Origin of the sequence: Microcoleus sp. w1-18aA5, assembly GCF_036701705.1 — a bacterium.
Taxonomy (GTDB): domain Bacteria; phylum Cyanobacteriota; class Cyanobacteriia; order Cyanobacteriales; family Microcoleaceae; genus Microcoleus.
On the sequence record NZ_JAUPTE010000053.1, the window covers coordinates 1,859 to 25,599 of the forward strand.

General features: G+C 47.8%; 17 protein-coding genes and 2 pseudogenes. 8 read left to right on the forward strand and 11 right to left on the reverse strand.

The annotated features are described in order from the left end of the window. The 7 genes and pseudogenes from Q5691_RS18590 to Q5691_RS18615 form a co-directional block, all read right to left on the reverse strand. A pseudogene (locus tag Q5691_RS18590) lies at positions 1–1,128 on the reverse strand (integrin alpha); the annotation flags it as partial. Positions 1,129–1,204: 76 nt separating this feature from the next. Further along, complete coding sequence (locus Q5691_RS18595; protein ID WP_333346223.1) at positions 1,205–2,395, reverse strand: TIGR03032 family protein; 1,191 nt, start codon at positions 2,393–2,395, stop codon at positions 1,205–1,207. Between the two features lie 336 nt (positions 2,396–2,731). After that, positions 2,732–2,869 carry a hypothetical protein gene (locus tag Q5691_RS18600; RefSeq protein ID WP_333346226.1) on the reverse strand — a complete coding sequence of 46 codons (138 nt, stop codon included), beginning with the start codon at positions 2,867–2,869 and terminating at the stop codon, positions 2,732–2,734. Then, positions 2,844–2,930, reverse strand: a pseudogene (locus Q5691_RS27750) (transposase); the annotation flags it as partial. The gene Q5691_RS18600 and the pseudogene Q5691_RS27750, both read right to left, overlap by 26 nt. 193 nt (positions 2,931–3,123) lie before the next feature. Next, positions 3,124–4,194: an aromatic ring-hydroxylating dioxygenase subunit alpha gene (locus tag Q5691_RS18605; protein ID WP_333346229.1), complete on the reverse strand. Its 1,071-nt coding sequence runs from the start codon at positions 4,192–4,194 to the stop codon at positions 3,124–3,126. After that, positions 4,194–4,880 (reverse strand): methyltransferase domain-containing protein, encoded by a 687-nt coding sequence (locus Q5691_RS18610; protein WP_333209657.1) that lies wholly within the window; start codon positions 4,878–4,880, stop codon positions 4,194–4,196. The genes Q5691_RS18605 and Q5691_RS18610 overlap by 1 nt, the downstream gene beginning before the upstream one ends. A gap of 314 nt (positions 4,881–5,194) precedes the next feature. Then, positions 5,195–7,147 (reverse strand): FAD-dependent oxidoreductase, encoded by a 1,953-nt coding sequence (locus tag Q5691_RS18615; RefSeq protein WP_333346245.1) that lies wholly within the window; start codon positions 7,145–7,147, stop codon positions 5,195–5,197. 1,118 nt (positions 7,148–8,265) lie between these two features. Here Q5691_RS18615 and Q5691_RS18620 point away from each other — a divergent pair. The 4 genes from Q5691_RS18620 (at position 8,266) to Q5691_RS18635 (ending at position 12,640) form a co-directional block, all read left to right on the forward strand. Further along, on the forward strand, positions 8,266–9,732 hold the full coding sequence (locus Q5691_RS18620) for a CHAT domain-containing protein (protein ID WP_333346232.1): 1,467 nt from the start codon (positions 8,266–8,268) through the stop codon (positions 9,730–9,732). 70 nt (positions 9,733–9,802) lie between these two features. Then, positions 9,803–10,084 (forward strand): hypothetical protein, encoded by a 282-nt coding sequence (locus Q5691_RS18625; RefSeq protein WP_333209651.1) that lies wholly within the window; start codon positions 9,803–9,805, stop codon positions 10,082–10,084. A gap of 6 nt (positions 10,085–10,090) precedes the next feature. After that, positions 10,091–10,378, forward strand: coding sequence for a type II toxin-antitoxin system RelE/ParE family toxin (locus Q5691_RS18630; RefSeq protein ID WP_333209649.1), 288 nt, complete (start codon positions 10,091–10,093; stop codon positions 10,376–10,378). Positions 10,379–10,552: 174 nt separating this feature from the next. After that, positions 10,553–12,640 (forward strand): hypothetical protein, encoded by a 2,088-nt coding sequence (locus Q5691_RS18635; RefSeq protein WP_333346236.1) that lies wholly within the window; start codon positions 10,553–10,555, stop codon positions 12,638–12,640. 54 nt (positions 12,641–12,694) lie between these two features. On the opposite strand, the gene Q5691_RS18640 is transcribed toward Q5691_RS18635, so the two are convergent. Continuing rightward, entirely contained in the window at positions 12,695–13,642 is a 948-nt protein-coding gene (locus tag Q5691_RS18640) for a hypothetical protein (protein WP_333209645.1), read from the reverse strand. A gap of 9 nt (positions 13,643–13,651) precedes the next feature. Continuing rightward, the gene (locus Q5691_RS18645) at positions 13,652–15,262 is read right to left on the reverse strand and encodes a glycosyltransferase family 39 protein (protein ID WP_333308776.1); all 1,611 of its coding nucleotides are present in this window, start codon (positions 15,260–15,262) and stop codon (positions 13,652–13,654) included. A gap of 1,200 nt (positions 15,263–16,462) precedes the next feature. Here Q5691_RS18645 and Q5691_RS18650 point away from each other — a divergent pair. Continuing rightward, complete coding sequence (locus tag Q5691_RS18650; protein WP_333308779.1) at positions 16,463–18,538, forward strand: iron uptake porin; 2,076 nt, start codon at positions 16,463–16,465, stop codon at positions 18,536–18,538. Between the two features lie 142 nt (positions 18,539–18,680). Here Q5691_RS18650 and Q5691_RS18655 read toward each other — a convergent pair whose 3' ends face one another. After that, entirely contained in the window at positions 18,681–19,934 is a 1,254-nt protein-coding gene (locus Q5691_RS18655; protein WP_333209638.1) for an FIST N-terminal domain-containing protein, read from the reverse strand. Between the two features lie 190 nt (positions 19,935–20,124). Continuing rightward, positions 20,125–20,373: a hypothetical protein gene (locus Q5691_RS18660; RefSeq protein ID WP_333209637.1), complete on the reverse strand. Its 249-nt coding sequence runs from the start codon at positions 20,371–20,373 to the stop codon at positions 20,125–20,127. Between the two features lie 304 nt (positions 20,374–20,677). Here Q5691_RS18660 and Q5691_RS18665 point away from each other — a divergent pair, with 304 nt between their 5' ends. The 3 genes from Q5691_RS18665 to Q5691_RS18675 all read left to right on the forward strand — a co-directional run bounded on the left by Q5691_RS18665 (position 20,678) and on the right by Q5691_RS18675 (position 23,658). Further along, positions 20,678–20,914 (forward strand): Calvin cycle protein CP12, encoded by a 237-nt coding sequence (locus Q5691_RS18665; protein WP_190662788.1) that lies wholly within the window; start codon positions 20,678–20,680, stop codon positions 20,912–20,914. Positions 20,915–21,314: 400 nt separating this feature from the next. Further along, positions 21,315–21,935: a DUF3177 family protein gene (locus tag Q5691_RS18670; protein ID WP_333045632.1), complete on the forward strand. Its 621-nt coding sequence runs from the start codon at positions 21,315–21,317 to the stop codon at positions 21,933–21,935. A gap of 268 nt (positions 21,936–22,203) precedes the next feature. Beyond that, on the forward strand, positions 22,204–23,658 hold the full coding sequence (locus Q5691_RS18675; RefSeq protein WP_333346239.1) for a hypothetical protein: 1,455 nt from the start codon (positions 22,204–22,206) through the stop codon (positions 23,656–23,658). Positions 23,659–23,741: the final 83 nt, after the last annotated feature.

Here is a 23,741-nt window from a genome sequence, read left to right on the forward strand (position 1 = left end):
GCCGTTGCTGCCGTTAAGTGTGGACAGGTTGAAACTGGCACCAAAGCCACTGTTGCTGCCAAACACCACATAACTTTGCCCTGCACCACCGATGCCGTTGGGGTCGGCAGTGACTGCCCCGATAATCAGGTCATCAAAGCCATCGCCGTTGACGTCAGAGGCGCTGCTGACCGACCAGCCTGAGTTGTCAAAGGCCGCGATGCCGTTAATCGCAAAGCCGTTGCTGCCGTTAAGTGTGGACAGGTTGAAACTGGCACCAAAGCCACTGTTGCTGCCAAACACCACATAACTTTTCCCTGCATTGTAGATGCCGTTGGGGGAGGCAAAGGCTGCCCCGATAATCAGGTCATCAAAGCCATCGCCGTTGACGTCCCCGGCCCTGCTGACCGAGTAGCCCGATCGGTCAAAGGTCGCGATGCCGTTAATCGCAAAGCCGTTGCTGCCGTTGAGCGTGGACAGGTTGAGGCTGTCACCAAAGCCACTGTTGCTGCCAAACACCACATAACTTTGCCCTGCAAAGTTGATGCCGTTGGGGTCGGCACTTGGTGCCCCGATAATCAGGTCATCAATGCCATCGCCGTTGACGTCCCCGGCGCTGCTGACCGACGAGCCCGATCGGTCATCCGCCGCGATGCCGTTAATCGCAAAGCCGTTGCTGCCGTTGAGCGTGGACAGGTTGAAACTGGCACCAAAGCCACTGTTGCTGCCAAATAGTACATAACTTTGCCCTGGACGAAAGATGCCGTTGGGGTCGGCATATCTTGCCCCGATAATCAGGTCATCAAAGCCATCGCCGTTGACGTCCCCGGCCCTGCTGACCGAGTAGCCCGATCGGTCATCCGCCGCGATGCCGTTAATCGCAAAGCCGTTGCTGCCGTCGAGGGTTGACAGGTTGAGGCCCGCACCAAAACCACTGTTGCTGCCAAACACCACATAACTTTGCCCTGCCTCAAAGATGCCGTTGGGGTCGGCAAAGCGTGCCCCGATAATCAGGTCATCAAAGCCATCGCCGTTGACGTCCCCGGCGCTGCTGACCGACCTGCCTGATTGGTCATACGCTGCGATGCCGTTAATGGCAAAGCCGTTGCTGCCGTTGAGGTCTGACAGATTGAAGATTGGTTCAAACATAGTGTTAGTTCTTCCTTGTTAGGTTAGTTGAAAGTTTTCACCTCCCGACTTCTTTCCAGAAGTCGGTTTTCTTGCTTTAGCCACCGCCGATCGAGATCACGCGGCGAATTTCGTCAGTTTTCAACCCAATCGCCATCGGTCGTCGCACTCCTGGCAAGACTTGCACGTCGTATAATTCCTCTACAACTCCTTCAATGCGTAACGAGTGGACGATATCCCCACTTCTGAGGTCAATCACCAGCAGTCCACATCGGGCTTGGGCCTGTTTTGCCTGTAACTGCTCATCCAAGGCCAAACCGGAAAACGTTTTGTTGTGCCTGGGTTTGGATATCCCCACCACGGCAAAATCACCGCAGAAACTCAAACCCCGCAGATATCCCGGACAAAAGGCTACCGCTTCAAATACTCCCCGTTCCAGGTCTAGATAACCAAATTCCCCACGACCTGAATTGAGCAACCACAGTTTATCGTTGTACCAACGGGGTGAGTGAGGCATCGATAAGCCTGTGGCGATCGCCTGATTGGTGCTAATATCCATCACGCAGCCGCCATCTTTGCGTTTATCCCGCCAGCCATCCGCCACATCCGACTGACTCACTGCGGTGACGTAACGGGGTTGACCGTCTCGCACCGCCAAACCATTGAGATGGCATCGGTCTTCTGCGGCTAATTTGGAAATAAACGGCGGTTTCCACAAGGGGACAAAGCTTTTCGTTTCGCTAATTGTGGCAAGGCAGCTAAATAGGGTATTGACGAAGACTACCCCCCCTAACCTCCCATTATTAAGGGAGGGAAATTGTGGTTCAACTTGTTGGTCCCCCTGAAGCTTGGGGGGCTGGGAGGGTTCAACCAGCACTACATCATGAATATCTAAATCTCCCGTGATATACCCCACTTGCGGTACATAAACCGCATCGTAGCCATCCGCTATTTGTCCCGGTTCTAGGGCATTTTCAAGCCGCCACAGTTGATACAGCGAACTCAGATACAGGCTGCTGTTGTGGGCATACAATCCCATACACCGTTCAAATGTCCGTTCAAATACCGACAGTTGCCCGTTTTGTCGTAATCCAATGAAAAAGACCTTCCCCGCCTGATAGGTGGTGAAAACTAAACTGAGATTTTGTGAAGCTAACCAGGAAGTGAACTGCCGAGAGGCGTTGATTTCAAAAGTGGGTGTGGCGGTTTTACCTACTGCCTGTGGGAAATTACTAGAGGAAGCTGCGGTAGATTGTTGAGTGCCATCGCTATCTGGCATTAATGACATAGTTAGTTCAATCTCTATGTGTACGTGGTTCATGGAGTCACGTGATCAGCCGCCTAAATTAGCGCTGCTATCTTCAGGAATGCTTTGGACTGACTCATTGAGTCCGATCGTGAGCTCGATTGCCTCTTGAATTCGGTCTTAAGCTCGATCTCTGCTTTCTTTCACAACCCGAGGTCAGCTTGGGGCGGCTAGGGCGATACCCTCAAAACAAGTCGCCTATCCGTTGATTAATTCAATCTTGTCATCTGCCGATAGTATTATTTATCGCCTCAGTAAAAAAAGTCTAGCCGATCGCACTCCAAGCAAGATGTAAATATATAAAACTTAATCTGTTTTTCACGAGTTCACCTGAACAAATTCACTGACTTCATAAAAGACTTGCTGCCCAATATCGGCTTTTTGCGATCGATAAAACCCTGTGGCGATGCTTTCCCACGAACCATAACGTTCACCGCAGGTGTCGCCACGGGGCACGAGTTCTGAGTATCCAGAGAATGCTGTTCACCACTTGTCGGTGGTCGTGATTGGGTTTACCTGTTCGGGGTTTGAGTGGTAGAAGTAGCGGTTTTAACGAATCGCATTGTTCGTTGCTTAAGTCTCCAAGGGTTCATGAGCGTTAACAGCTTGCGATCGCTTATTTTCTAGGATACAACGAGGCAATAAAACACGCCCTAGCTTGTGCAGGCTGGTTTCATTCGTCCCGCCGCAGGTTTGACTCTGCGACTGAATTATCCATTTTTTGCCTGACTTATCATCAACTTTTGCACGCTGGCTAAAGCCCGATTTAATTCATAATTTTTTCTTTCTGAATTCTGCAAAAAAGCCTGCTGTTCTTCCTCAATCATTAACACATCCTGCCGCACCAAACCATCTAATAACTTTTGAGCAGCACCGAAACAACTATCTTTGATAAACCTGCGAAACCATACAGGCAATTTGTGCAGCCGCCAAAACGCATTTAATGAGGTAAAGTGAATTAAATAAGCACGAGTTTCTGTCTCGCTGACCGGACAAACCAAGCAGTAAATCTTAAAGTCGCTGCCCAAAGTTGAAACCCAGTGCGGGTAAATATAACTCACCTCTAGCGGTTCCGGGTGCAGTCGGCGCAAAGATTTAAAAAACAACTGAGAAATTGACCAAATTTTATCTATTTTGTAATAACTTTGTGCCTGATAGCGAGCAGTTACTTGATGCTCGTTTTCTTCTAAAGTATCTAACACTGGATTTGCCCAAGCTTGCCAATCATCGTGCAAGTGTCCGTGGTACATATCCATCAAGTTTTCAATTAAAAATGAATAGTGTGCCTGACAGTCGATGACTGAAACAGTGGCAATATAATTGAGATGTTCCCACTCTGGCAAATCCAGTAAATCTATTTTTTCGGCTTGCATTTCTTCGCCGGGAAACAGCCAGATAAAACCGTTTTTTTCCTGAACTGGATAGGAACGAATTTTGCAGTTAGGTAGCTTTTGATTTTCTGCTAAATAATCGACTTCGGCACATTCTCCCCTTGCATTTAACCGCCATCCGTGGTAAGCACATTCGATTAAATCGCCTTTAACTTGGCCGTGGCTGAGTTTAACTTGCCGGTGCGGACATCTATCTTCTAAAGCATTGATTTTGCCTGCACTGTCGCGGAAAAGTACGATCGCCCGATTCCAAATTTTCGCAGCTAGCGGCCCAGTTTGCACCTCGCTGCTGCGGGCGATCGCATACCAGCGATCGAGATTAATGCCCAACTGGCGGATGTGAGTTTTTTGTTCCCTTGCAGATTCTGATTTTATCGCGTTGTTTTGCATTATAAATGTTCCCAAATTACGCCCATAAAACAACCAAATTTTACAAAATAACAGCCCGGAAAGCAACGACCGTAAATTTTTCTAAATTTCCGTTCTGATAAATACCTATCGCTAGCTAAATGCTTCAACCACCCAGGCGACAATCGAAATTTTAATAATCTTAAAGCATTGCGAAATCCGTAGGTGGAACAGTCTGGTCTAAAATCTCTTGCAGCACCTAATATGTAGCCTATTGTAGCAGGTGTTTCGACCTCCGAAATATTATCTAAAAAGACAATTTTTCCATGCGGATTTAACATTTTTTTAATTGCATCGAGGGCGGCGGGGAGGTTGGGCAGGTGGTGAAAAGTAGCAGCACTAACTATTAAATCAAATTGGCGATCGAGCGCTAATTGACTGGCATCCATTTGGATGTATTCGATATTGGGGGCTGAGCGTTTTTGACTAGCTATATCTAGCATTTTTGCTGACAAATCGACGGCGACTACATTATCGTAATACTTGGCTAATTCAAAAGCAAGAATTCCCGAACCGCAGCCAATATCTAATGCTGCACCTTTGCTGGCCGATAGGTTGTTAGTAAAGAAATCGTTCTGGTTTTGCAAGGTGGCAGCGAAATCGTATTCTGTTGCAAAAGCATCAAACGTTACAGATTTATTGCGAATTTTGAAGTTACTATTCAGCATCTATTATTGCTTTATACTGATTCAATAATATTTTAACCGTATATCCGCCCCGCTTAACGCAGATATTTTTTTAATTCGCAAGCTCTGCCTTTTCTTCTCAAGGAAACCACACCCACAAACCGTAACTCATCTTAAAAAAATAATGCAAGTGTAGGAAACCTCTAAACCCTTATTGAATCAGTGATTTCCATTTCTTCAAATCTAAAATCTAAAATCTAAAATCTAAAATCTAAAATGGTATGACAGGGGGCGGGTTTCACCGAGAATAGCAGCCGATAATTGACGATTTATAAAACCCGCCCCCACTGCCAAGCTTAGATTTTTAACACGCCTTCGGGATTCACCGTCAAGAGCGATCGCCTCTGCAAACCCTCTTGATATAAAATAGCATTAGCTGCCAACAAACCGCTACTCACTGCCCTTTCCATTAAACCGCAAGGAAACGGCATTTTCACCCAATCTCCCGCAAACAAAAGATTAGGTACAGCGCAGCAAGTCTCCGGGCGTTCCGCATAACTACCGGGCGGATATCCAGAGAAATTCTTTTGATTTACCAATTCCCGGTGCAGCATATTTGCCTCTTTTAATTCCGGTACAATTTCGTACAATTCTTGCTCAAAAGTCGCCAGCAAAACTTCCTGATTCGGAAATTCCTTCTCCTTGTAACAATAAGCGTGTAATTCCACTACACTACCACCAGTTTTCTGATTCCACTCGATGAATTGATCCTGAATTCGGTGGTAAAGCGTAATGCTGTCAGTCAGTTTGTAGCCGGAAAGCGAACTGAAATTGCTGTGTTCCCACGGAAATTCGCGATCGAACCAAAAACGGCCCACCGCAAACGGATCTGCTATTTTTAAGCTCTCTATCCGGCTCTGCACCTGCGGATTTACCTCACCGCTGGCCAAACTAAACAAATGCTGCATCCCCGGAACATCGGCCGCAAAAACATAGTAATCAGCCTTCAATGTTTCCGCCAAATTTTGCGGCTGCGATTGCTTAACCGCTGCTACTAACTGTATTTCATCTGCTTTTTCATATACTACCTTAAATCGAGGTAAATCCCGCTGAGCAGGCCCGCTGACAACTCGCCCTTCGGCATCAAAAACTGCCCCGTGACAAGGACAGTGAAATTGACCGTCGTTTTGTTTCTGAACTGTGCAGCCTTGGTGAGTGCAGCTCAGAGAAATTGCCTCTTTTCCCGAGGGTGCGGCCGCAAATACGCTGTCCCCAGCGCCGAAATATTCGGTAGAGTTGCTGTCAGTTAATAGCGCGTTTCGCTTCACCCAAAAAGGTATTTTACTTTGCACGTCTCCAGACTGGTAACTCAGAGAATCAATCTTGCCGTTTTCCCAGCGAATCTCACTGACTGCGACATCTGTCAATACTTTGCCACCTTTGCTTTCAATGGATCTGGCAATAGGCTGGACCAAACTCGTACCCATATCTTGCCGCGTGCCGTTGAAGGCCAAACCCTCTGGATTTCCGAAAAAGTAAAAGTGGAAAAATTGCATTAATTCTCCCGCGCTCAATTCGTCGGGAGCGTTGAGGCTGGATTTGGCAAAAGGCAGAAAATACAAGTCATAAAGTCCGCGCGGGAATTCACCTTTTACCCAGTCGGCAACGGATATATTGTCGAGGCGAGCGAAAGTTTTTTGAGTTTGAAAGCCGCCTATTTCTCGAAAGACTTCCCAGTGAGCAGGTTTTGTCAGATTGATTCCCCACTTGAGCCGATTAGGAGAAGATATCCCCAAATCAACTATATTCCAGGGAAAAGCTGAATGGTTGGGACGGAAAACTTCGGGTTTGTATTTGCCGTCTCGAAACACAACGGCGTAGGATTCTAAAGATACAAAATTATCGGTAATTTCTAGTTCTTCAACAACACTTTTGAGGTTGTAGTATTGCGGAAAAAAACCGTGGAAACCGTGTTCCATCATAAAAGTTTCGTTCCCGACTTGTATCTGCCAACTCGCAATTTTGCCACCGAGTTGGGGCGATTTGTCGAGCAATGTTACGGCGAAACCCCGCTGGGAGAGCTCGTAAGCACAGGCGAGCCCGGCCAAGCCTGCGCCTACAACTGCAACGGTTTTGCGCTGATTCAGCATTCGCGGCAAGTCAAGAGAATCTTGCACAAAAACGGTGGGCTCTGGCTTGGAAAATCGAGAATAGCCCAGCAGCCCGCCGGCGGCACCGACTCCGAGGAATTTGAGGGCGGTTCTTCGAGAAAATGGTTGGGATAGCGGTGAATTGGTTGATTGACTCATCAGCGGTACGCGGTAACGGGCTTTAAACACAAATACGCCATAAGGCATATATCATAGACCGAAATCAGGATATGTGAAGAAATACTAAGACACATCCCCCAATTGGATCGCGATCGCACTTGGCACGGTGCGATCGCACACAATGTATAGTGGAAGCAAAAAGGCTTCAGTTATCTAGGATAGAAGCAAGAATCAACAAGGAAAAAGCGATCGACAGCATCGCGTAAAATCCTCTAAATAATTAAGTGTTTTTATTTATGTTGATCAACTCTTGGCAACCGCCGCCAATGATGCTAAAAAACTAGGAGATTGTCAGGTCAAATCTTAGGCAAAAGGCAGTCTCGGCGAATTGTACGAAATAACCGAGCAGATATCCAAGACAAAACAATTAATCACTCGATCTTTAAGTAAGTTGGCGCGAAAAAAGTTAACTATTTTAAAATAAGTAAATACAGAGAATATATCTACTGAGGTAACTCAATATATCGGCGCTCGATGTAGGGTATTCCTCACTTAATACCAAGACAAAACTCGATTCAACCTGAGAAGTGCGGATGTGCCGCAAAAATTAAAAGACGCCCGTACAGCTAATGCCGGTTAAACTCACATCTTGCACCATTCTTAAGAACGGGCTCTCCTGCCCGTTCCACAAAAGATGAATTTTTTGTGGAACAGGCCGAGAAGCCTGTTCATAAAAGGATTATTGAGAATGGTGCAACATCTCAGTTAAATGTAACTGGCTGCTATGTAAAAAACAGGACTGACTTGAAGAAACTGGGTTTTTGCGTAAGTCCTGTTTATGCAAAACCCCTGCAATAATTTACAAACTTTTACATAAATCGTGCATTTCTTGGTGCGGGGAGTTGGTTGGTGCTGGCATCCACACCCTACGGTAGATATTTGGGGTTGGTCTTGAATGCTAGAGTTGTGCCGCGATCGCCAGCACAGTCAATCGATTTTAGATTTTAGATTTTAGATTAAAGAATTGAAGCATTGACCCCACGGATAAATTCGGGGGGCAAGTTTCTCGGATACAGGTTTTTTATTTCTCCACCGATGAATCCGGGGGCTTGTATCCTGGATGCTTTCAGTCAAAATTCCCAGCCGCATCCAAACTTTTGCCAACTGCTGCCGCCAACGGCGCCCTTAACCGCCCCAAAATCATGCACTACCAATCCCAGCAGCAACGCCAAAAACACACGACTCAGAAAAAAATTAAAAAAGCTATTTTTTACTGTTTGATAGCAATATTTTTCTGCTGGAGTACCGCGAACCTCGCTACAATTGCCCAAAACACAGGCCAGGGCGGGCTTAACGGGCAAGAAATGAGAAATTTGCTCGATCGGGGAAACCTCACCGAAGCCGTAACCAGAATCGAAGAAAGCTGGGAAGAAGACTATCAAACATACTTTGAACAAGACTTTGAAACCCGTGCGAAAACGGCCGAAGCAATATCAAAAACTCTCTCCAGGCTAGCAGTTCAAACCCATAAAAAACCCGCTTTAATTTATGCTATCCCGCGTACCGACCAACTAGAATTAATCTTAATATTGCCCGATCGCGCGCCTATTCTCCGCAGCGTCCCGGAAGCCAAACAAGAGAAACTGCTCTCAGTAGTCCAAGAATTAGGTAGCGAAATCACCAACCCGGTAAAACTCAACACCACCACCTATCTAGAACCAGCCCAACAACTCTACAAATGGATAGTTGCACCCCTAGAAACAGATTTGCAAACAGCAAAAATTGAAACCTTGCTGTTCTGCGTCGGGGCAGGTTTGCGAACCGTACCCCTAGCAGCAATGCACGACGGAAAGCAATTTCTGATCCAAAAATACAGCCTCGCCCGCATCCCCGCCTTCAAACTCACAGACAGCAATTACACCGACCTCAGAAACGTGCAAGTCCTAGCAATGGGAGCATCAGATTTCGCAGAAACGGCGAACAAAGAACCGCTGCCAGCAGTTCCATTAGAACTAAGCGCGATCGCCCGACAGTGGCCCGGTCAATCCTTTCTCAACCAAGACTTCACCATAGTAAACTTGCAATCCCAGCGACTGCAACAAAGATACGGAATCATCCACCTTGCCACCCACGCCGAATTCCGCCCCGGAACCCCAAATAACTCCTACATTCAATTTTGGGACACCCAACTCGGTCTCGATCAAATGAGAGATTTAAAATGGAACAATCCACCCCTCGAACTATTAGTATTAAGCGCCTGTAGAACCGCCTTGGGAGACAAAGAAGCAGAACTCGGATTTGCAGGTTTAGCGCTGCAATCAGGAGCAAAATCAGCCCTCGCCAGCTTGTGGTACGTCAGCGATGCGGGGACTCTCGCCCTGATGACAGAGTTTTACCAGCAGTTAAGAATCCGCAGGCTAAACGACCCTCCAATCATTAAAGCTGAAGCTCTCAGGCAAGCACAAATTGCCGCGATCGAAGGCAAAGTGACGATCGAAGGCGGTCAACTGCGAAGTGCCCGAGGCGACATTCCCTTGCCCCCGTCCATCCCCAAACTCGACAGCAAAGATTTATCCCATCCTTACTACTGGGCAGCTTTCAGCATTATCGGCAGTCCTTGGTGAATTCTGATTGAAAATGGCTAAGTTAAAATAACGTTATCCCTCCTCTAATGCAACCATTCTCCGATCGCATATGACCGAAGCCGCCACGATCAACACTCAACTCATCGATACCCTCACCCAAATTATCCTCGCCCTCACCGAGGAAGAGCGCCACATCCTCATCCATAAACTTCTAACTCCAAATCAAACTTCAGACACTACAAAGGCCGATCGAGAAACTCTTAAGCAGGAAATAGCGATCGGTGTAGAACAGCTTCAGACAGGACAATATACAGAGTACGATGACAATTCTCTGCCGAATCTTCTCCTCAGTATCAAACAACGCGGACAACAACGCCTACAACACGAGTAAGTACCCGTGAATCGCTATCGCCTTTCCCAGCAAGCGGTAAAAGATTTAGAAGATATATGGATTTATCTGGCACAGCAGGACGAACTTGGCGCCGATCTCCAAATGGTGCGATTGCTAGATCGCTTTCCCATGCTTGCCCAATTTCCGAATATGGGGCGAGGGCGAAATGAACTCCTCACAGGATTGAGAAGTTTTCCCGTCAAACCTTATATTATTTTCTATATAATTCTCCCAGAGAGAGTCGAGATTGTGAGAGTCCTGCATCAATCGCGGGATATAGAAGGACAATTTTAGCGATCGAGCCAAATGCCGACTTCTCGATGCCTATCTATCATTCTGAACGTAACTCTTGACCGATCGAGGTGATAAACTGTACAACATAAAGTAATTTAATATCTGTAGCTGTCGCTCAACAAACCACCACCAACCTGTGACGAATCAAGCGGGAGCCTTCAAGGGGAAAGAAAGATGAAAAAATTAGAATTTTTGCTACAGAAAGAAGGCGATCGCGCCTGGTTGCCCCTAGAAACCTCCGACGTGGAAATTCTAGAAGGTAAATACCGCGTGGTTGCTCGCATTCAGCACCCTAACACCGACATCGAAATTCGCGTTACCCATACCTCCTTCGACCCAGGGGCGCAGCGGAAAGTCCAAAGCCGATCGGCCCGCACCAACCCCGAAGGATTAGTCGTGATCATTCCCTACACCAGGCTCAAACCCGGACTGTGGGAACTCTCCTGCTTGCCAGATCCCCAATCAACACCACTAAAACCTTGGCAGTACGGCGTTCAGTTGGAAGTATTGCCCGCAGAATCGGAAACCTCCGAACCCCTACCGCCGATCGACCAAATCGAACCTGCTGCTTCCACCGCAGCCCCACAAATCGCAGTACCGGTCGATCGCCCCGCACCACAAATTGCAGCACAGGTCGATCGTCCCGCACCAACCGAAATCCCAGCAGCCGATTCAGCACCGCAGCAGACCAAAATCTACCAATTCCCAATTCCCCAAACCGCCCAACCTAAACCGCACGTCAAACTCGAACTCGTCCTCGATCAAGAAACCTTCGTCACCCAACTCGGTCGCCCCTTAATCATTTCCGGCAAAATCGACATTCCCCAACACCCGCAACAAAGCAGAAAAACAGCAACTCTCATCCCCGAATCCGAAGCGCTAGAACTCAAACAACTCATCGGTTCAGCACAACTGCAAATTTACCTGCGCGACCCCCAAACCTCAAAAATTCTCGCAGAAATCCAGCAGCCGATGCCAGAACAAGTTCCCCCCTGCATCTTTGCCTGCGTCACCTACATCCCAAGCGAGTGCAAAAGCCGCCTAATTTTAGGAGAAGCAATTCTCAGCAGCGGCGGCGTCACCCTAGCCACCAAACTATTCACAATTACAGCTCGTTTAGAGCACCTTCTACAGGAAATTAAAGACAATTTCATCGAAGAAAAGCATCAAGCTGAACCCTCCCCAACAGCCTCAAAACCGTCTGGAAGCGCCAAAAATATATCCTTCCTCAAGCTAGTAGAAAAATCCTTAGACCCTCCCTCCCCCGCCGAAGTCCCAACCACTGAAGCCCTACCCCCTCTACTGGCTTCGCGTCACACCCCAAGTGCAGGCGGTTTAGAATTGCCCGCCTTCGGTAACAAACTGCCCGATAGCAGCCGATCGCAATTGCTGTCGGAAATCTCCAATTCGCCTCGAACTACCGAAGAGTCGATCGACCCACAAACCAAACCCTCAGACATCCCAAATCCCACTCAAACAGCCGAAATCGGAGCGATCGACCAAAAAACCGAAAACATCCCCCAACCAGAAACAACCGCCCCAGAAACCCCGCCAGCACCCACAAAACAGGCATTTCAAACCTTAAACGTCGAAAGTCGATTTTGGTCGCGACTGAGTTCCTTAGCCAGCAACGGCGAATCCTCCGACTGGCTGAAAGCAACCACCCTGTCACCAACTCCAACAGCCGCCGCAAATAGCAGCGACGAAATTGCCGTTGTGGAAGAAAGTAGCCCAACCCAGCAGCAACCCGAAACCAGCGAAACAATTTCCGATCCCCAATCCACTAGCCCGGAAGCCAGAGAATTTGTGGTTTTTGACGAGCCCCCGCAACCAAAACAAGTTGCTCAAAAAACCGCAACTGTCGTAGCAGAAGTAAATCCCCCAACTCCCTACGTTTTGCCAGAAGACGAGTTAGTACCGATGCCGGTTTTGGAATTGCCGCGCGCCGAAATCATCGCGGGCCAGGCTGTAAAAGTGCAAGTGCAACTGCCGGAATTAATGCCCCGGATTTATGTAAAAGTTTGGGTGTACGATCGACAAACCTACCTGATTCTCGACGGGCCCCGCTGGATTACCGAATTTAAAGCTAACGGGTTGGGAAACGTGCGAGCAAGTATCGAGTTAGAGATTCCCTACGGCTGCATGGAAGTCGAATTTGAGGCGATCGCCGTCGAAATGCAAACTCAGCGGGAAAGCCACAAAATAAGCGTTCACCGCCAAGTTTTACCCCCAGCAGGGCCAAGTTTACCCCTCGAAGGGTAAGCTCAAATCCCCGTGCATCCGCGTTGCTCCGCTAACATCTGCGGTTAAAAAATCCTACTTACTTCCCGCCAACTGCCGAAACTTCTTCTTAAACTTATTCTTATACACGTAGATCAATCGCTGTAAATCCTCAACTTGCAGCGACATCTCGGCAGCCAAACCCGTGCGGTTCCAAACATCTTCCTGGCACTTGCGGCGACAGAAATTCATCGGTTCCGAGTAAACTTTCCGACTAGATAAAGTCGGCTTCGGGCCGCACCAGTGAATCACCGTCCCCTGAGTACGATCGACTGCAGGCCCGCTTTCTTCCACCGGAAACTGCTTTCTCAGCAAATCCTGGTCAAAATCCGGCACCAACAACTGCATATCCACATTCTGCACCCGCAGTTTGCCTTCTTGAGCGGCGCGGAAGACCATCAGGTTAAAAAAGCCCATGTCTCCATACTTAAATATGTCTGGATGTTCATCATTAAAATCCAGAATCTTTCTATACTCCTCTAAGCTGAAAACACCTCGTTTCCCAAAGAATGTGCCTGGACAGACATAGCGAGAGCGATAGTCTTGCCAACGAAAATCTGGAAAATACTTTTCGACTCCCGGAATGTCAAAGAAAAATTCCGTGATATCCGCATCCGAGTAATCGTAACAAGGCTGGTCAATAATAAAGTCGAAGTCTTCAAAATTAGCCAATTTGAGGACATCTCCCCACACAATTGTATCTGCATCCATCAGGAGAAAATTTTGCCAAGGACTTTCCCAAAAGGGAATCATATGACTTTTTCCCCAACCAAAGCTTCTTTTTCTCAGAAGTGGCTCAGAGACGGTATCGTGATTAATGACGCGCACTCCGTAAACTTTTTCTAGGGGACTCACGGAAAACGTACCGTCAATCAACAGGCAGATGGGAACATCTCCCAGGAAATATCGGATGCTAGCACAGCAACCCTTTGCTAACAAATAATCTTGGTCGCAGCAAGCAATAATAACACCAAAATCTTCCATAAACCCTCACTATTTTACTAACTTGCCTAGCCACAGCGTTTCGTTTTTTTGTTCTGAAAGCAGCTCGATTTTCAAGTTTTGCATTTTAGCCAGCTTAGCACTAAACTTCTGCGATAGCCCGTAGACAAAAACATCACTAAAACCGCTAGGAATATTGGGTATAGTTGGTCTGTCAAACAACTGAGCTCGACGGCGCGCTTTCGGGTCAAGCAACACCAATTGCAGCCGCACTTTCGGTTCTAACAAATGACTCATTGACAGTATATTTCCCAGACTGACTTCCGAGATATCACTGACAAGCAGCGGCTTTGGGGCACGATCGATCCTGCGAGTAATTTCGGGATTTTCCCGGCCCCATTCCTTAGTCCACCAAGTCTCGGCTTGAGAACTAACGGCATTCGACAGCACCCCGCCCGTTAACAGTACAACTGTCAAAACTTTCCACATTTGTCGTTTCCAGCTTGGCACACCCAGCGCGGTAATTTTAGTTGCTAACAGGTAAGCCACAGCGATTTGCATCCCCAAATAAGTCGGAAATAGGTAGCGAGCTTTAGTCGATCGGATTCCTCCCAATATAACATCCGGCAGCACGAGTGCCAGTGCTGTCACCGCCATCACCGTCACCACAAACAGCCAAACCTGTTTCTTCGTCTCTGAACACAGAAAATAAACTGCATACCCTACGATTGTTAATAAAATTAAAGTCGCTGCCACTAAACCAATAAGCTCTACGGATATCGCATTAGAACTTAGCCCGACATCAAAAAAAAGGCGACCGATATTTCCGGCCCAATTCTTAACTACTGATAGCCTCTGAATTTTTAGATTAGCCCAACTTGTTGCCCCGGATGCTGCACTTTTATTTACCAGTAAAATTACCATCCAAGGCAGCAATGCTAGCAACGACACAGCCATTGCGAGCAAGTAACTCACTAGCTTTTTGTTCGATCTAAAACCGTGAGTTCCTACGATATAAATTCCGTGGCCTAATGCAACTAACAGACCAAATAAATGAGTGTAAACTCCCATAATATTGGCTACTGCGTAAATGCTCCAACTCAGCTTGTTTTGCAGCCGCAGTGCTCGCAGCAGAGACGCACAAGAAAGCAAAATCAGCGCCGACCACAAACTGTAGGGACGTGCTTCTTGAGCGTAAAGCACGTGCAAGGGAGAAACTGCTAGCAATCCCACGGCTATCCACGCCACTTCCGGCGGTGCAAACAATTCTCGGCACAGCCAGTACAGACCCGGAAACGCTAACAAACTCATCCAAGCTGAGAAACTTCTTATCGCCGCAGGAGAATCACCGAATAGTTTTGCCCAACACTTGACTGCCAGAAAATACAGTGGTGGTAGTTGAGGTTCTTCTATTGCCAGACTTTTAACAGTATCACCAAAATTTTTTGTCGCATTGAGGCGCTGATATTTCATTAAATCTTTTGGTGCTACTAACTGACCGCTGCTTATTTCACGAAGCACTTCTGTTTGCGTGTATCCAGAAATCCGCAGGGAAGTAAATGCTTCATCGTACCAATAAAACTTTTTGTCGATGTTGACGAAGCGAAAGAAAAATCCTAATAGCAATAATACCAATACTAACAGCCGCAGTTTTCTTTTCATCCCAGTCAGAGATGGTGTAAAAAATATATATGGTACGCCTCAATTTAACATACCATAGAAAGAACGAGTGCATTGCCCAATCTACAGGTTGTTCGATCGCCCTCCCATAACTTACGGCATTTACTTGTGTTCCTCGCAAATTAAAACCGTCTGGGATGCACTCCTTACTCTCATAAACCCGGTTTTTTAACTTCGATTGAGCGCCTAAAAGGAAGTATTTGCATTCCTCAAACTCGGTTGATGCGTCCTGGACGCCCGGAGAATCAATGGATACTTTGACAGTATCCGCTCCATAATTCGGGGCGTACTACCCACTCAGGAAGGATTTTGCGTCATTTGAGGTGCATCGTTGAGCGATTTATCCCGGATTATTGAGCGGATATCTTTGGCAGTGGCATAAATCACGGAGAAAATGTGCTTTGAGATCCCGATGCTGTGCCAAAAAAATAACTGGTTGTCAAACGCAAGACAGCGAGGCCACAAAACTATAATTTCAGCTAACAGGGATTCAGTCGGCTGCTGCTGCCAGACCGCAAAAAAATTGTGTTAAAGTAGCGGGAAATTAAACCCGCCGACGGTTAGTCTCAAAAATGGCGATCGTCCTGGCAAGTCCCGGTGGCAGCGGGCATCAAAAAACCAACATTGGTCAAGCCTGAACTTTGGTTTGGATCGGGTAAATCTACCAGCCTTTAGCTCTCAGTTCCCCACTCATGGCGGGAAAATAGCCCCTGCCGGGTCGCGAGGTTTAAAGTTAGGTTAAAAACCTTGACATTATAGGATATAAAGCTGTATAAGGGATGCGACAAGCAGCCACAATCCTACCTATAACTGTCTATTAAGTCTGGCGTAACCGAGGACGCTGGGCAGTTGTCAGTTAGAGGCAGATTGTGGTCGAGCCCGTAGAACCAGTTGTCGATCGTCCGTAGAGCAACTCAAGCAAGTCGGGCGATCGAGAGATGAAATTAGCACGTGATGGTATAATCAACTGTAATGTAATGTGGGCTTGACCTGAATTGATGCCGGGGCGGTATAAGGGGTGGGCCCCCTACGTTCAAGCAGAAGTAGACACGCCTACTGTGAATCAACAGTTATGGATAGGTTCTATTTTGGCAATTATTGTCAACAGGCAAGCAACCACAAAAAATAGCAGTTGGGAATTGCTGCTCGTCGAGTTGAATAGAGTGTGAAGGTGTGAGGAAAATGAACAGAACTTTTTGGAATTTACTGCTAGTATCCCCGGCAATACTGGGGCTATCATCAGTCATGAGTGCCACTGCGATCGCCGCAGAAGCGACCGCAACCCCTGAAGCCAACCAACTAGCTACAGCTCAGTCATCTGAGTCAAAAATTGCAGAAATAGTTGGAGAAATAGTTGCAGAACCAGTTGCAGCAGCCCCTGCTGCCCCAGAAAACCTGGCTTTAAACAGCAGCGTCGAAGCGGCCCAAACCCCGGTCGTTAACGAAGCAGACGCTGAAAAAATCGCCTCAATCGAACCAGAAACCAGCGCAGCAGCACTGCAAACAACACTGCAAACACCAGGGAGCGACATCGGGTTAGCAGCCCCAATCGCTCCGGCCAGCGCAGCAGCGACTGAACCCCTAGCAGCGGCTGGCGCAGCCGAATCCTCGCCCCAAGCATCAGACTTGGCAGAGCAAATCAGCCAGACAGAAACCCCTGGGAAAATTGAAGTGCCAGCAGTCGCCAGCACCCCAGCTACTAAGGTAGAAATTGCTCAGACACCAGCCGCCGGAATGGGCGGCCCCATCGTCCCTGTTGCTCCCCAAGCGCTGCCGGCTCAACCGTCGGGAACCATGTCCCAGGTGACATCAGTCACTCAGCTCTCCGACGTGCGACCGACAGATTGGGCATTCCAAGCCCTGCAATCCCTAGTCGAACGCTACAGTTGTATCGTAGGTTATCCCGACGGCACCTACCGCGGCAACCGCGCCCTGACTCGCTACGAATTTGCAGCCGGCGTCAACGCTTGCTTAGACCAGATAACCCAGCTAATTGGGTCAACAGGTAACTTAGTTACCAAAGATGACTTAGCCATCCTGCAACGCCTGCAAGAAGAATTTGCAGCCGAACTCGCTACCCTGCGCGGACGAGTAGACGGCCTAGAAGCTCGCACTGCAGAACTCGAAGCAAACCAGTTCTCCACCACCACCAAACTGGCTGGAGAAGCCATTTTTGCTGTCAGCGACACCTTCGGAGATCCTATACAAGCTCGTGACGCCAACGGCAATCATATCCGCGATCGCGACGACCAAACGTCTACCAACTTCGGCTACCGGGTGCGGTTGAACTTCAACACCAGCTTCACCGGTCGAGACTTGCTCAGAACCCGCTTGCAAGCCCTCAACGTCGCCAACTACTCAGCAGCAACAGCTACGGGCACTAACATGGCTCGCCTAGCGTTTGATGGAGCTGAGAACAGCAATTTCACACTAGACGAGTTGTACTATCGGTTCCCGATGGGTAAAGCTACAGTCTTTGTCGGTCCTAAAGGGCTTGACCTAGATGAAATTGCAGACCAGGCTTCTACCTTTGGTAACTCTACGAGTAACGGTTCACTTTCCAGATTTGGAGTTCGCAACCCGGCCGTATTCCGCGGCCCGCAGGGAGCAGGCGCAAGTGTGAGTTTCAACTTGGGCAGCTTCCGAGCTACCGCGGGCTATCTCGCAGGCGACGGCGATGCTCCCAACCCCGCAGATGGCAGGGGCGTTTTCGACGGTTCTTTCAGCGCTCTGGGTCAGATCGGCTTTTTTAGCAGACCGTTTGACTTGGGCTTGACTTACACCCGGAAATACAATCGGGCAGGCGATGTTAACCTCATGGGCGGCGTCGGCAGTTTGTTGGCTAATCGGCCCTTCGATCAATCACCTACCGCATCAGATAACTATGGCGTGCAAGTTAACTTCAAACCCAGCAGTCGCTTTCAGATTGGCGGTTGGTACGGTTATACGAAGGCTGAACAACTGCGGGGTGGCAACAATGACGCTACCATCCAGAATGGTGCTATCACTGTGGCCCTGGGAGATTTTGCCCGACAAGGCAACGTCCTCGGCTTCGTCTTTGGTGTACCGCCAAAAGTTACCGAGAGCGATGTCGCCAGAAATCGCAACACCTCTTATCACTTAGAGGGTTTCTATCGCTTCCAAGTCAATGACTTTATTTCGGTGACACCTGGCGTTTACGTGATTCTGAATCCGGAACACAACAACAACAACGAGGATATCTGGGTCGGACTCCTCCGTACTACCTTTAGTTTCTAAGGTTTCCAGACATCTAGTTACAGGTAAAAGCGGCAGGCGACTGCCGCTTTTATTTATTGGTCATGAGTGGCTAGATTTTAGATTTTAGATTGTCAACAGTTAACACTCATCAGTCAACAGTTAACACTCATCAGTTCACCAATTATGAATTTTGGCGGCAAATCCCGAATACGGATGTGTAGCCGTGCAGAAATGTGCTGCCGCCGACGGGACCAATTTCGCCGTTGCAGAAAAAGCCGCTCAAGGGGATGTTTTTGAGGTATCGGCCAAACAGTCGGGAGTCAAAGTTCGATTCGCCGTAAAGCCCTTCACCGCGCCCCAGACAAGAGAACATCAAGGCGCCGGCGCTGGATGTACCACTGTACTCGGCGGCCCGCTGATAGCGATTGAGCAGCATTTCTAGGTCTTCTGCGGAGGTGCGCGCGTCCCGCAGGTGAAATTGGATGCGCTGTCCGGGACGGACTCGATCGCCGATCGCTATTGCCCCCACTTTCGGATCTACTCCCAACAGATTGCGGATCAAAAAATCTCCCGGCTCTAATTTCAGCTTGAATTCATCGCTGACTAAGCCTACAAATAACGAGTGCTGGGCTAATTCTCGGTCTTCTTCGCTCAAAGTTTGAACTAACTCTCGCAAAGCCTCTAAGGGCGATCGTTCGATGCCGGCGCTGCCCGTATCGTCGGTTTGTTCTTCGAGTTTCAGCAAAATATTGCGATCTCCTTCCGTCACCCGATAAGGATGCCCGATCGGCCTGCAGCCTTGAGCGACGATCGTTTCCAAAACTATATTGCCACTCAAAGCTACCCCAACCGTCCCTTCTCGGTAAAGCTGATAGTCGCAAAACAGCGCCGCGCCCCTGCCCGCACCATCCCCCCCGGCTAGTCCCCCTACCTTCGCCGCGCCCGGATAGGCATAATCTAGCCCTTGGAGCAAATCGTTAATTTTTGCGGAAAAGGGGTCAGCCAAGATGATGAACTGCGGTTCTTCCTGGGCCGGCACGCCCAAGAGATCCACCCAAGTATCCGGGGGACTATCTAAGTCCGGCAGTTCTTCTGCACCGACGTGAAAAGTTCTGACATTCACTCCCGGCAAGCGCGCCAGACTCAGGCTGACTGCGGGAGATCCCTCTACTTCTTCGGTGAGGCCGCCCCGGTTCGTGCCGATGACTCCTCCCCCGCCACATCCCAGGATCGCGGTCACTGGCAGCATTTCTCGGAGTAAAGGCATCAGCCGAGAATACTCGCTGGCAAAGGCAGACGAAATAAATATCAGCGCTAAATCAGCCGGGCCTTCTAGGTCGCGATCGGCTTGTTCTATAACTTCTTTAAGGGCGGATTCCAAAGAGGGACGGGTTGATAAAGCGCTGACCCATTGCATTTGGTTTTGGGTGTACATAAGGCAAATTTCTCTATAAAACTATCTCTATACATTAGGCTAACCGGAACTGGCCACTGGGGGGAGGCTATTCTTGGGCGATCGATTCCCCCTCGATTGCCGTTCTTGTGTTAACATAAGTTAACATGAGTGTCCCGCTAATCTGTTTCGTGTTAAATGCCGTATTCAGCTAAATCTTAAAAGATAAAGCTCAATACAGTTTGACACACCAACATCGTGTAATGTTTTCATCAAAAGTAAGGTCAGCTCGACCTACATTGATGCCTGTGAACCCTTCCCCCGCCGACGGGGTAGAGTAAAGCAGGAAGTAGAGACGGCGGCTGCGATCGCAGTTATGGATGGTTTCTCTCTGGGCTGCTGCAACAGCAGCGCATCTCAAGCTATTATTAGCTGGGGTTGCCAGACCGAAACAGCAAATCCCACCCAAACTAACATCCAAAAAGAAAACCTTTCTTACTTAATAAGGTCAACGATCCAGGTCTAAAGACACGCTCGCTTCGAGCCTAAGACTTAAACCACAGTTGACCCGCCGTATACTTTAGAAGTCTACGTTTTTTGAGTTATGACACCAAGCGGCTGCTTAGCTACTCCCTTGCTCTGTCGTTAACGGTTAAACATCTTTATTTGGGTTAAGGACGTGCCGTTAGCCGAACAAGCTCACTAAACAAAGGCGCGTGCTAACATTACCTAGAAATAGGTCGGGGACCACCATATTCTCCTACACATTCATACCAACAAGCTTTATGACAACAACACCCGCAGGCAACATCCAAGAGAAAATTGAAGAAGAACTAGAAAGCGCTCGTACCGTCTGTGACCTAAAGGGCGCAACTTCCGGGGAATGCGCGGCGGCGTGGGACGCAGTTGAAGAACTGCAAGCAGAAGCTTCCCACCAAAAGCAAGTCAAACCTAAGAATTCCTTTGAAAAATTTTGCGACGACAATCCTGACGCTGCTGAGTGCCGCATCTACGAGGAATAAACGAGCCATTTAGCTCTATGCCTTCCCTCCCGCGCCGAAATCTAACTTTTGGCGCGGGAGAATTTTATTTTAGGGGTTGAGTCTTGAAATAATGGCGAGATTGGCCCTCTATCCCAATACGGTTCAAATCCGCCAGCTTCCCCCTCGCCCCCAAGGGGGACAATAATTTGCTCTTGCATCCCCCAAGGGAGGCGAGGATGGGAAGGAGATATCTGAGGAATAAACAGTTTTAACTCAAGGGTATTGCCGTCTATCGTGTCTCAAGTACCCTTCAAAGCGCGCCAAGTACCTTAGAAAAGGTAGCAGTAACTATAAACATTAAGACCGTGTTCTGGTTGCTGATTTTTTAGCATTTTTGTAGTAAAATTTGTGACAAATAAGTGAGTATATTTTCCCAAAGATGTTGAGTCTTTTATTGGCAGCCACCGGGCCTTGGTTTCAACCGCTAGTCTGGATGGATTACCGGTTGTCTGTGTTATTAACAATTTCGATCCCGCTGGTAGTGCTGATTTGGGCTGTTGTGGCAAAAGCTGAGGCGATCGTCCGTTTGTCGATTATTTATTGGCGGGTGGCGAGTTTGCTGGCCATTACACTTTACCTGATGATGGCTGCGCTGCCTGTGAGCTTTGTATCGTCGGTGATTGGGAGGGCATTAATTCCTGCTAGTCTGTGGTTTTGGGAGGATTTAAACGAAGAAATTGCCGATCGACCGCAGTCGCCCCTGAAACTGGCTTTTACAGCTTGGCGGTGGGCGATTACTGTTTACAGCGGTTTGGGCGCTCTAGCTCAACTTCCCTTCTTAAGCTGTGCTTTTAAATCTCAAATTCAAGTCATTGATGAACCTTTTTGCCGCGTTTGGTTAGACCCACCTTGGCTCTACAAACAAATGTTTCACCCTGCGGCAAACCCTCAATTTTTGGGATTGTTGGGTCTGATAGGTTTAGCAATTTATGTAATTTACTTGTCATATTTTGTGTTAATTAGACTAGGAAAACAGGGGAGATCAGCAACCGGAAATTAAGTTGATTTTAAGTAAGTATTTGCCTCCTAAATTACCGCTAAAGTCTTCAACAAAAAGCTCAAAAATCCTAACTCACAAAAGCCGGGCGCATCTATGAAAGAATCAAAATAACAGCATGGTGGCTGACGTAAACCGCCCACAAACGGGTACTTGCGAACGACTCCTGTCGTGGAGATATAAAAATTTTAGACTCAGGTACAAACTCCCAGATTCATCTGTGGATAAAATCTAAAATCTAAAATCTAAAATCTAAAATCGACTGACAGCAATGTTATTGGTAAAGACTGTGATGGATAGCAAACAAGCCTACTTACAGTGCTTAGAAAGGCTAATTTGGGCGCTCGATCGCCTGGAAGCAAAAGTCGAACCAAGTGAAGTCGCTCGGATTGCCGAACTGATTGTTCAGCCGATGATGGGGCCCTGGCGGTTTTTTCACACTCCCGAACATATTTTTGATGTGGGGGGAAAGGAAGACGCGATCGAGGTTTTGGCAGCTTTATTTCACGATACCGTCTACGTGCAAGTGGATCGCAGCATTAACTTTAACGTCAGCTACTACATCACTCCTGTTGCAAAAGAGGTTAACAAACAACTACAAATTCGGGATAAATCTGAACTGTCTGCGGATGCTACCTTCGAGATGGTAATGCTGGTATTCAATTTTGAACCGGGCGAAGTCCTCAATCCTTTCGCTGGACAAAACGAATTTCTCAGCGCTGTCGTAGCAGTAAAAGCTCTAGAACCATTTCTCAAACGCGAGCAATTACTTCAAATTGCAGGCTGCATTGAAGCAACAATTCCGTTTCGCGCCGCCGATGCAGGAGTAACGGTAAGCCAGCGCCTTTATGACCGCTTGCAAGCAATAAATAGCCTGTTTAACCTCAGTTTGACTGACGGGGAAATGCGGGAAACGGTGAAAAAAGCTGTGCGAATCTCTAACCGGGATGTGATGAGTTTTGCTCACCATAGTTCAGCCCATTTTTTGGCAAATACCTGGAATTTACTGCCGGAAACCAATCACAATCTCATCTGGTGGGGTTTTTACACGGTTCGCGACTACCGAGTTGCTTTGCTCAAGATGGAAGGTTTTCTGAATTATCTTAAGCCAGAAATAATTTTCCGACAGTTTGAGGGATATCCAAACGATCGCACCTATCAGCGCTGGGAAGCTACTGCTAAGTACAATATCGAAATTGCGAAGCTTTATTTGGGGTGCAAACTGTCTGCCCTAGCCCTACTAGAAGCTCTTTCTTCGGATTTGGAGATTGAGGTTTCTCTGGCGATGATGATGGGAGGAATTCCGGCTCAAGCTCCTAACTGCGTGCGCTTGGAAAGCTTTTTTCCCGAAATAGAGAAACCTTATAAACCTAAAATTAGTTTAGAAGCGGAAGTATTGAATTTATTAGAAAATGGGCGGGCTAAAAGCACTTCTAATACCGATTTGGAGAGTTCGCCCCTGACAACGTTTGTGGTAAAAATTGTTGGCTTTGACGAAATGCGGTATCAGTGCGATCGAGCTAAGGAATTTTTTCGAGAAAATCTCAACGCCGACGACTTTATTTCCGATTTTAACCCGATAGTTACAGAAATTGTCATTGATTCAATTCTCAAGTTGTTTGACAGCCGGAAATCTACTATCTACCGATTCTACGATATCACTTCTAAGTTAAAGTCCCAACCCCAGAGCTATTTTCCCGATCGGCCTTTTCGCTCACATGGTTAACTAGCTTTAAATACAGTATTTTTGCCTCCTCTATAGAAAAGACCATTACTCAGCTTATACAAGAGTGGAGCGATTACACCGTG

Bases quoted from the DNA above. Each gene is read 5' to 3' on its own strand.
- Q5691_RS18595 (WP_333346223.1), bottom strand. From the start codon at position 2,395: ATGTCATTAATGCCAGATAGCGATGGCACTCAACAATCTACCGCAGCT.
- Q5691_RS18605 (WP_333346229.1), bottom strand. From the start codon at position 4,194: ATGCAAAACAACGCGATAAAATCAGAATCTGCAAGGGAACAAAAAACT.
- Q5691_RS18610 (WP_333209657.1), bottom strand. From the start codon at position 4,880: ATGCTGAATAGTAACTTCAAAATTCGCAATAAATCTGTAACGTTTGAT.
- Q5691_RS18615 (WP_333346245.1), bottom strand. From the start codon at position 7,147: ATGAGTCAATCAACCAATTCACCGCTATCCCAACCATTTTCTCGAAGA.
- Q5691_RS18625 (WP_333209651.1), top strand. From the start codon at position 9,803: ATGACCGAAGCCGCCACGATCAACACTCAACTCATCGATACCCTCACC.
- Q5691_RS18635 (WP_333346236.1), top strand. From the start codon at position 10,553: ATGAAAAAATTAGAATTTTTGCTACAGAAAGAAGGCGATCGCGCCTGG.
- Q5691_RS18640 (WP_333209645.1), bottom strand. From the start codon at position 13,642: ATGGAAGATTTTGGTGTTATTATTGCTTGCTGCGACCAAGATTATTTG.
- Q5691_RS18645 (WP_333308776.1), bottom strand. From the start codon at position 15,262: ATGAAAAGAAAACTGCGGCTGTTAGTATTGGTATTATTGCTATTAGGA.
- Q5691_RS18650 (WP_333308779.1), top strand. From the start codon at position 16,463: ATGAACAGAACTTTTTGGAATTTACTGCTAGTATCCCCGGCAATACTG.
- Q5691_RS18655 (WP_333209638.1), bottom strand. From the start codon at position 19,934: ATGTACACCCAAAACCAAATGCAATGGGTCAGCGCTTTATCAACCCGT.
- Q5691_RS18665 (WP_190662788.1), top strand. From the start codon at position 20,678: ATGACAACAACACCCGCAGGCAACATCCAAGAGAAAATTGAAGAAGAA.
- Q5691_RS18670 (WP_333045632.1), top strand. From the start codon at position 21,315: ATGTTGAGTCTTTTATTGGCAGCCACCGGGCCTTGGTTTCAACCGCTA.
- Q5691_RS18675 (WP_333346239.1), top strand. From the start codon at position 22,204: ATGTTATTGGTAAAGACTGTGATGGATAGCAAACAAGCCTACTTACAG.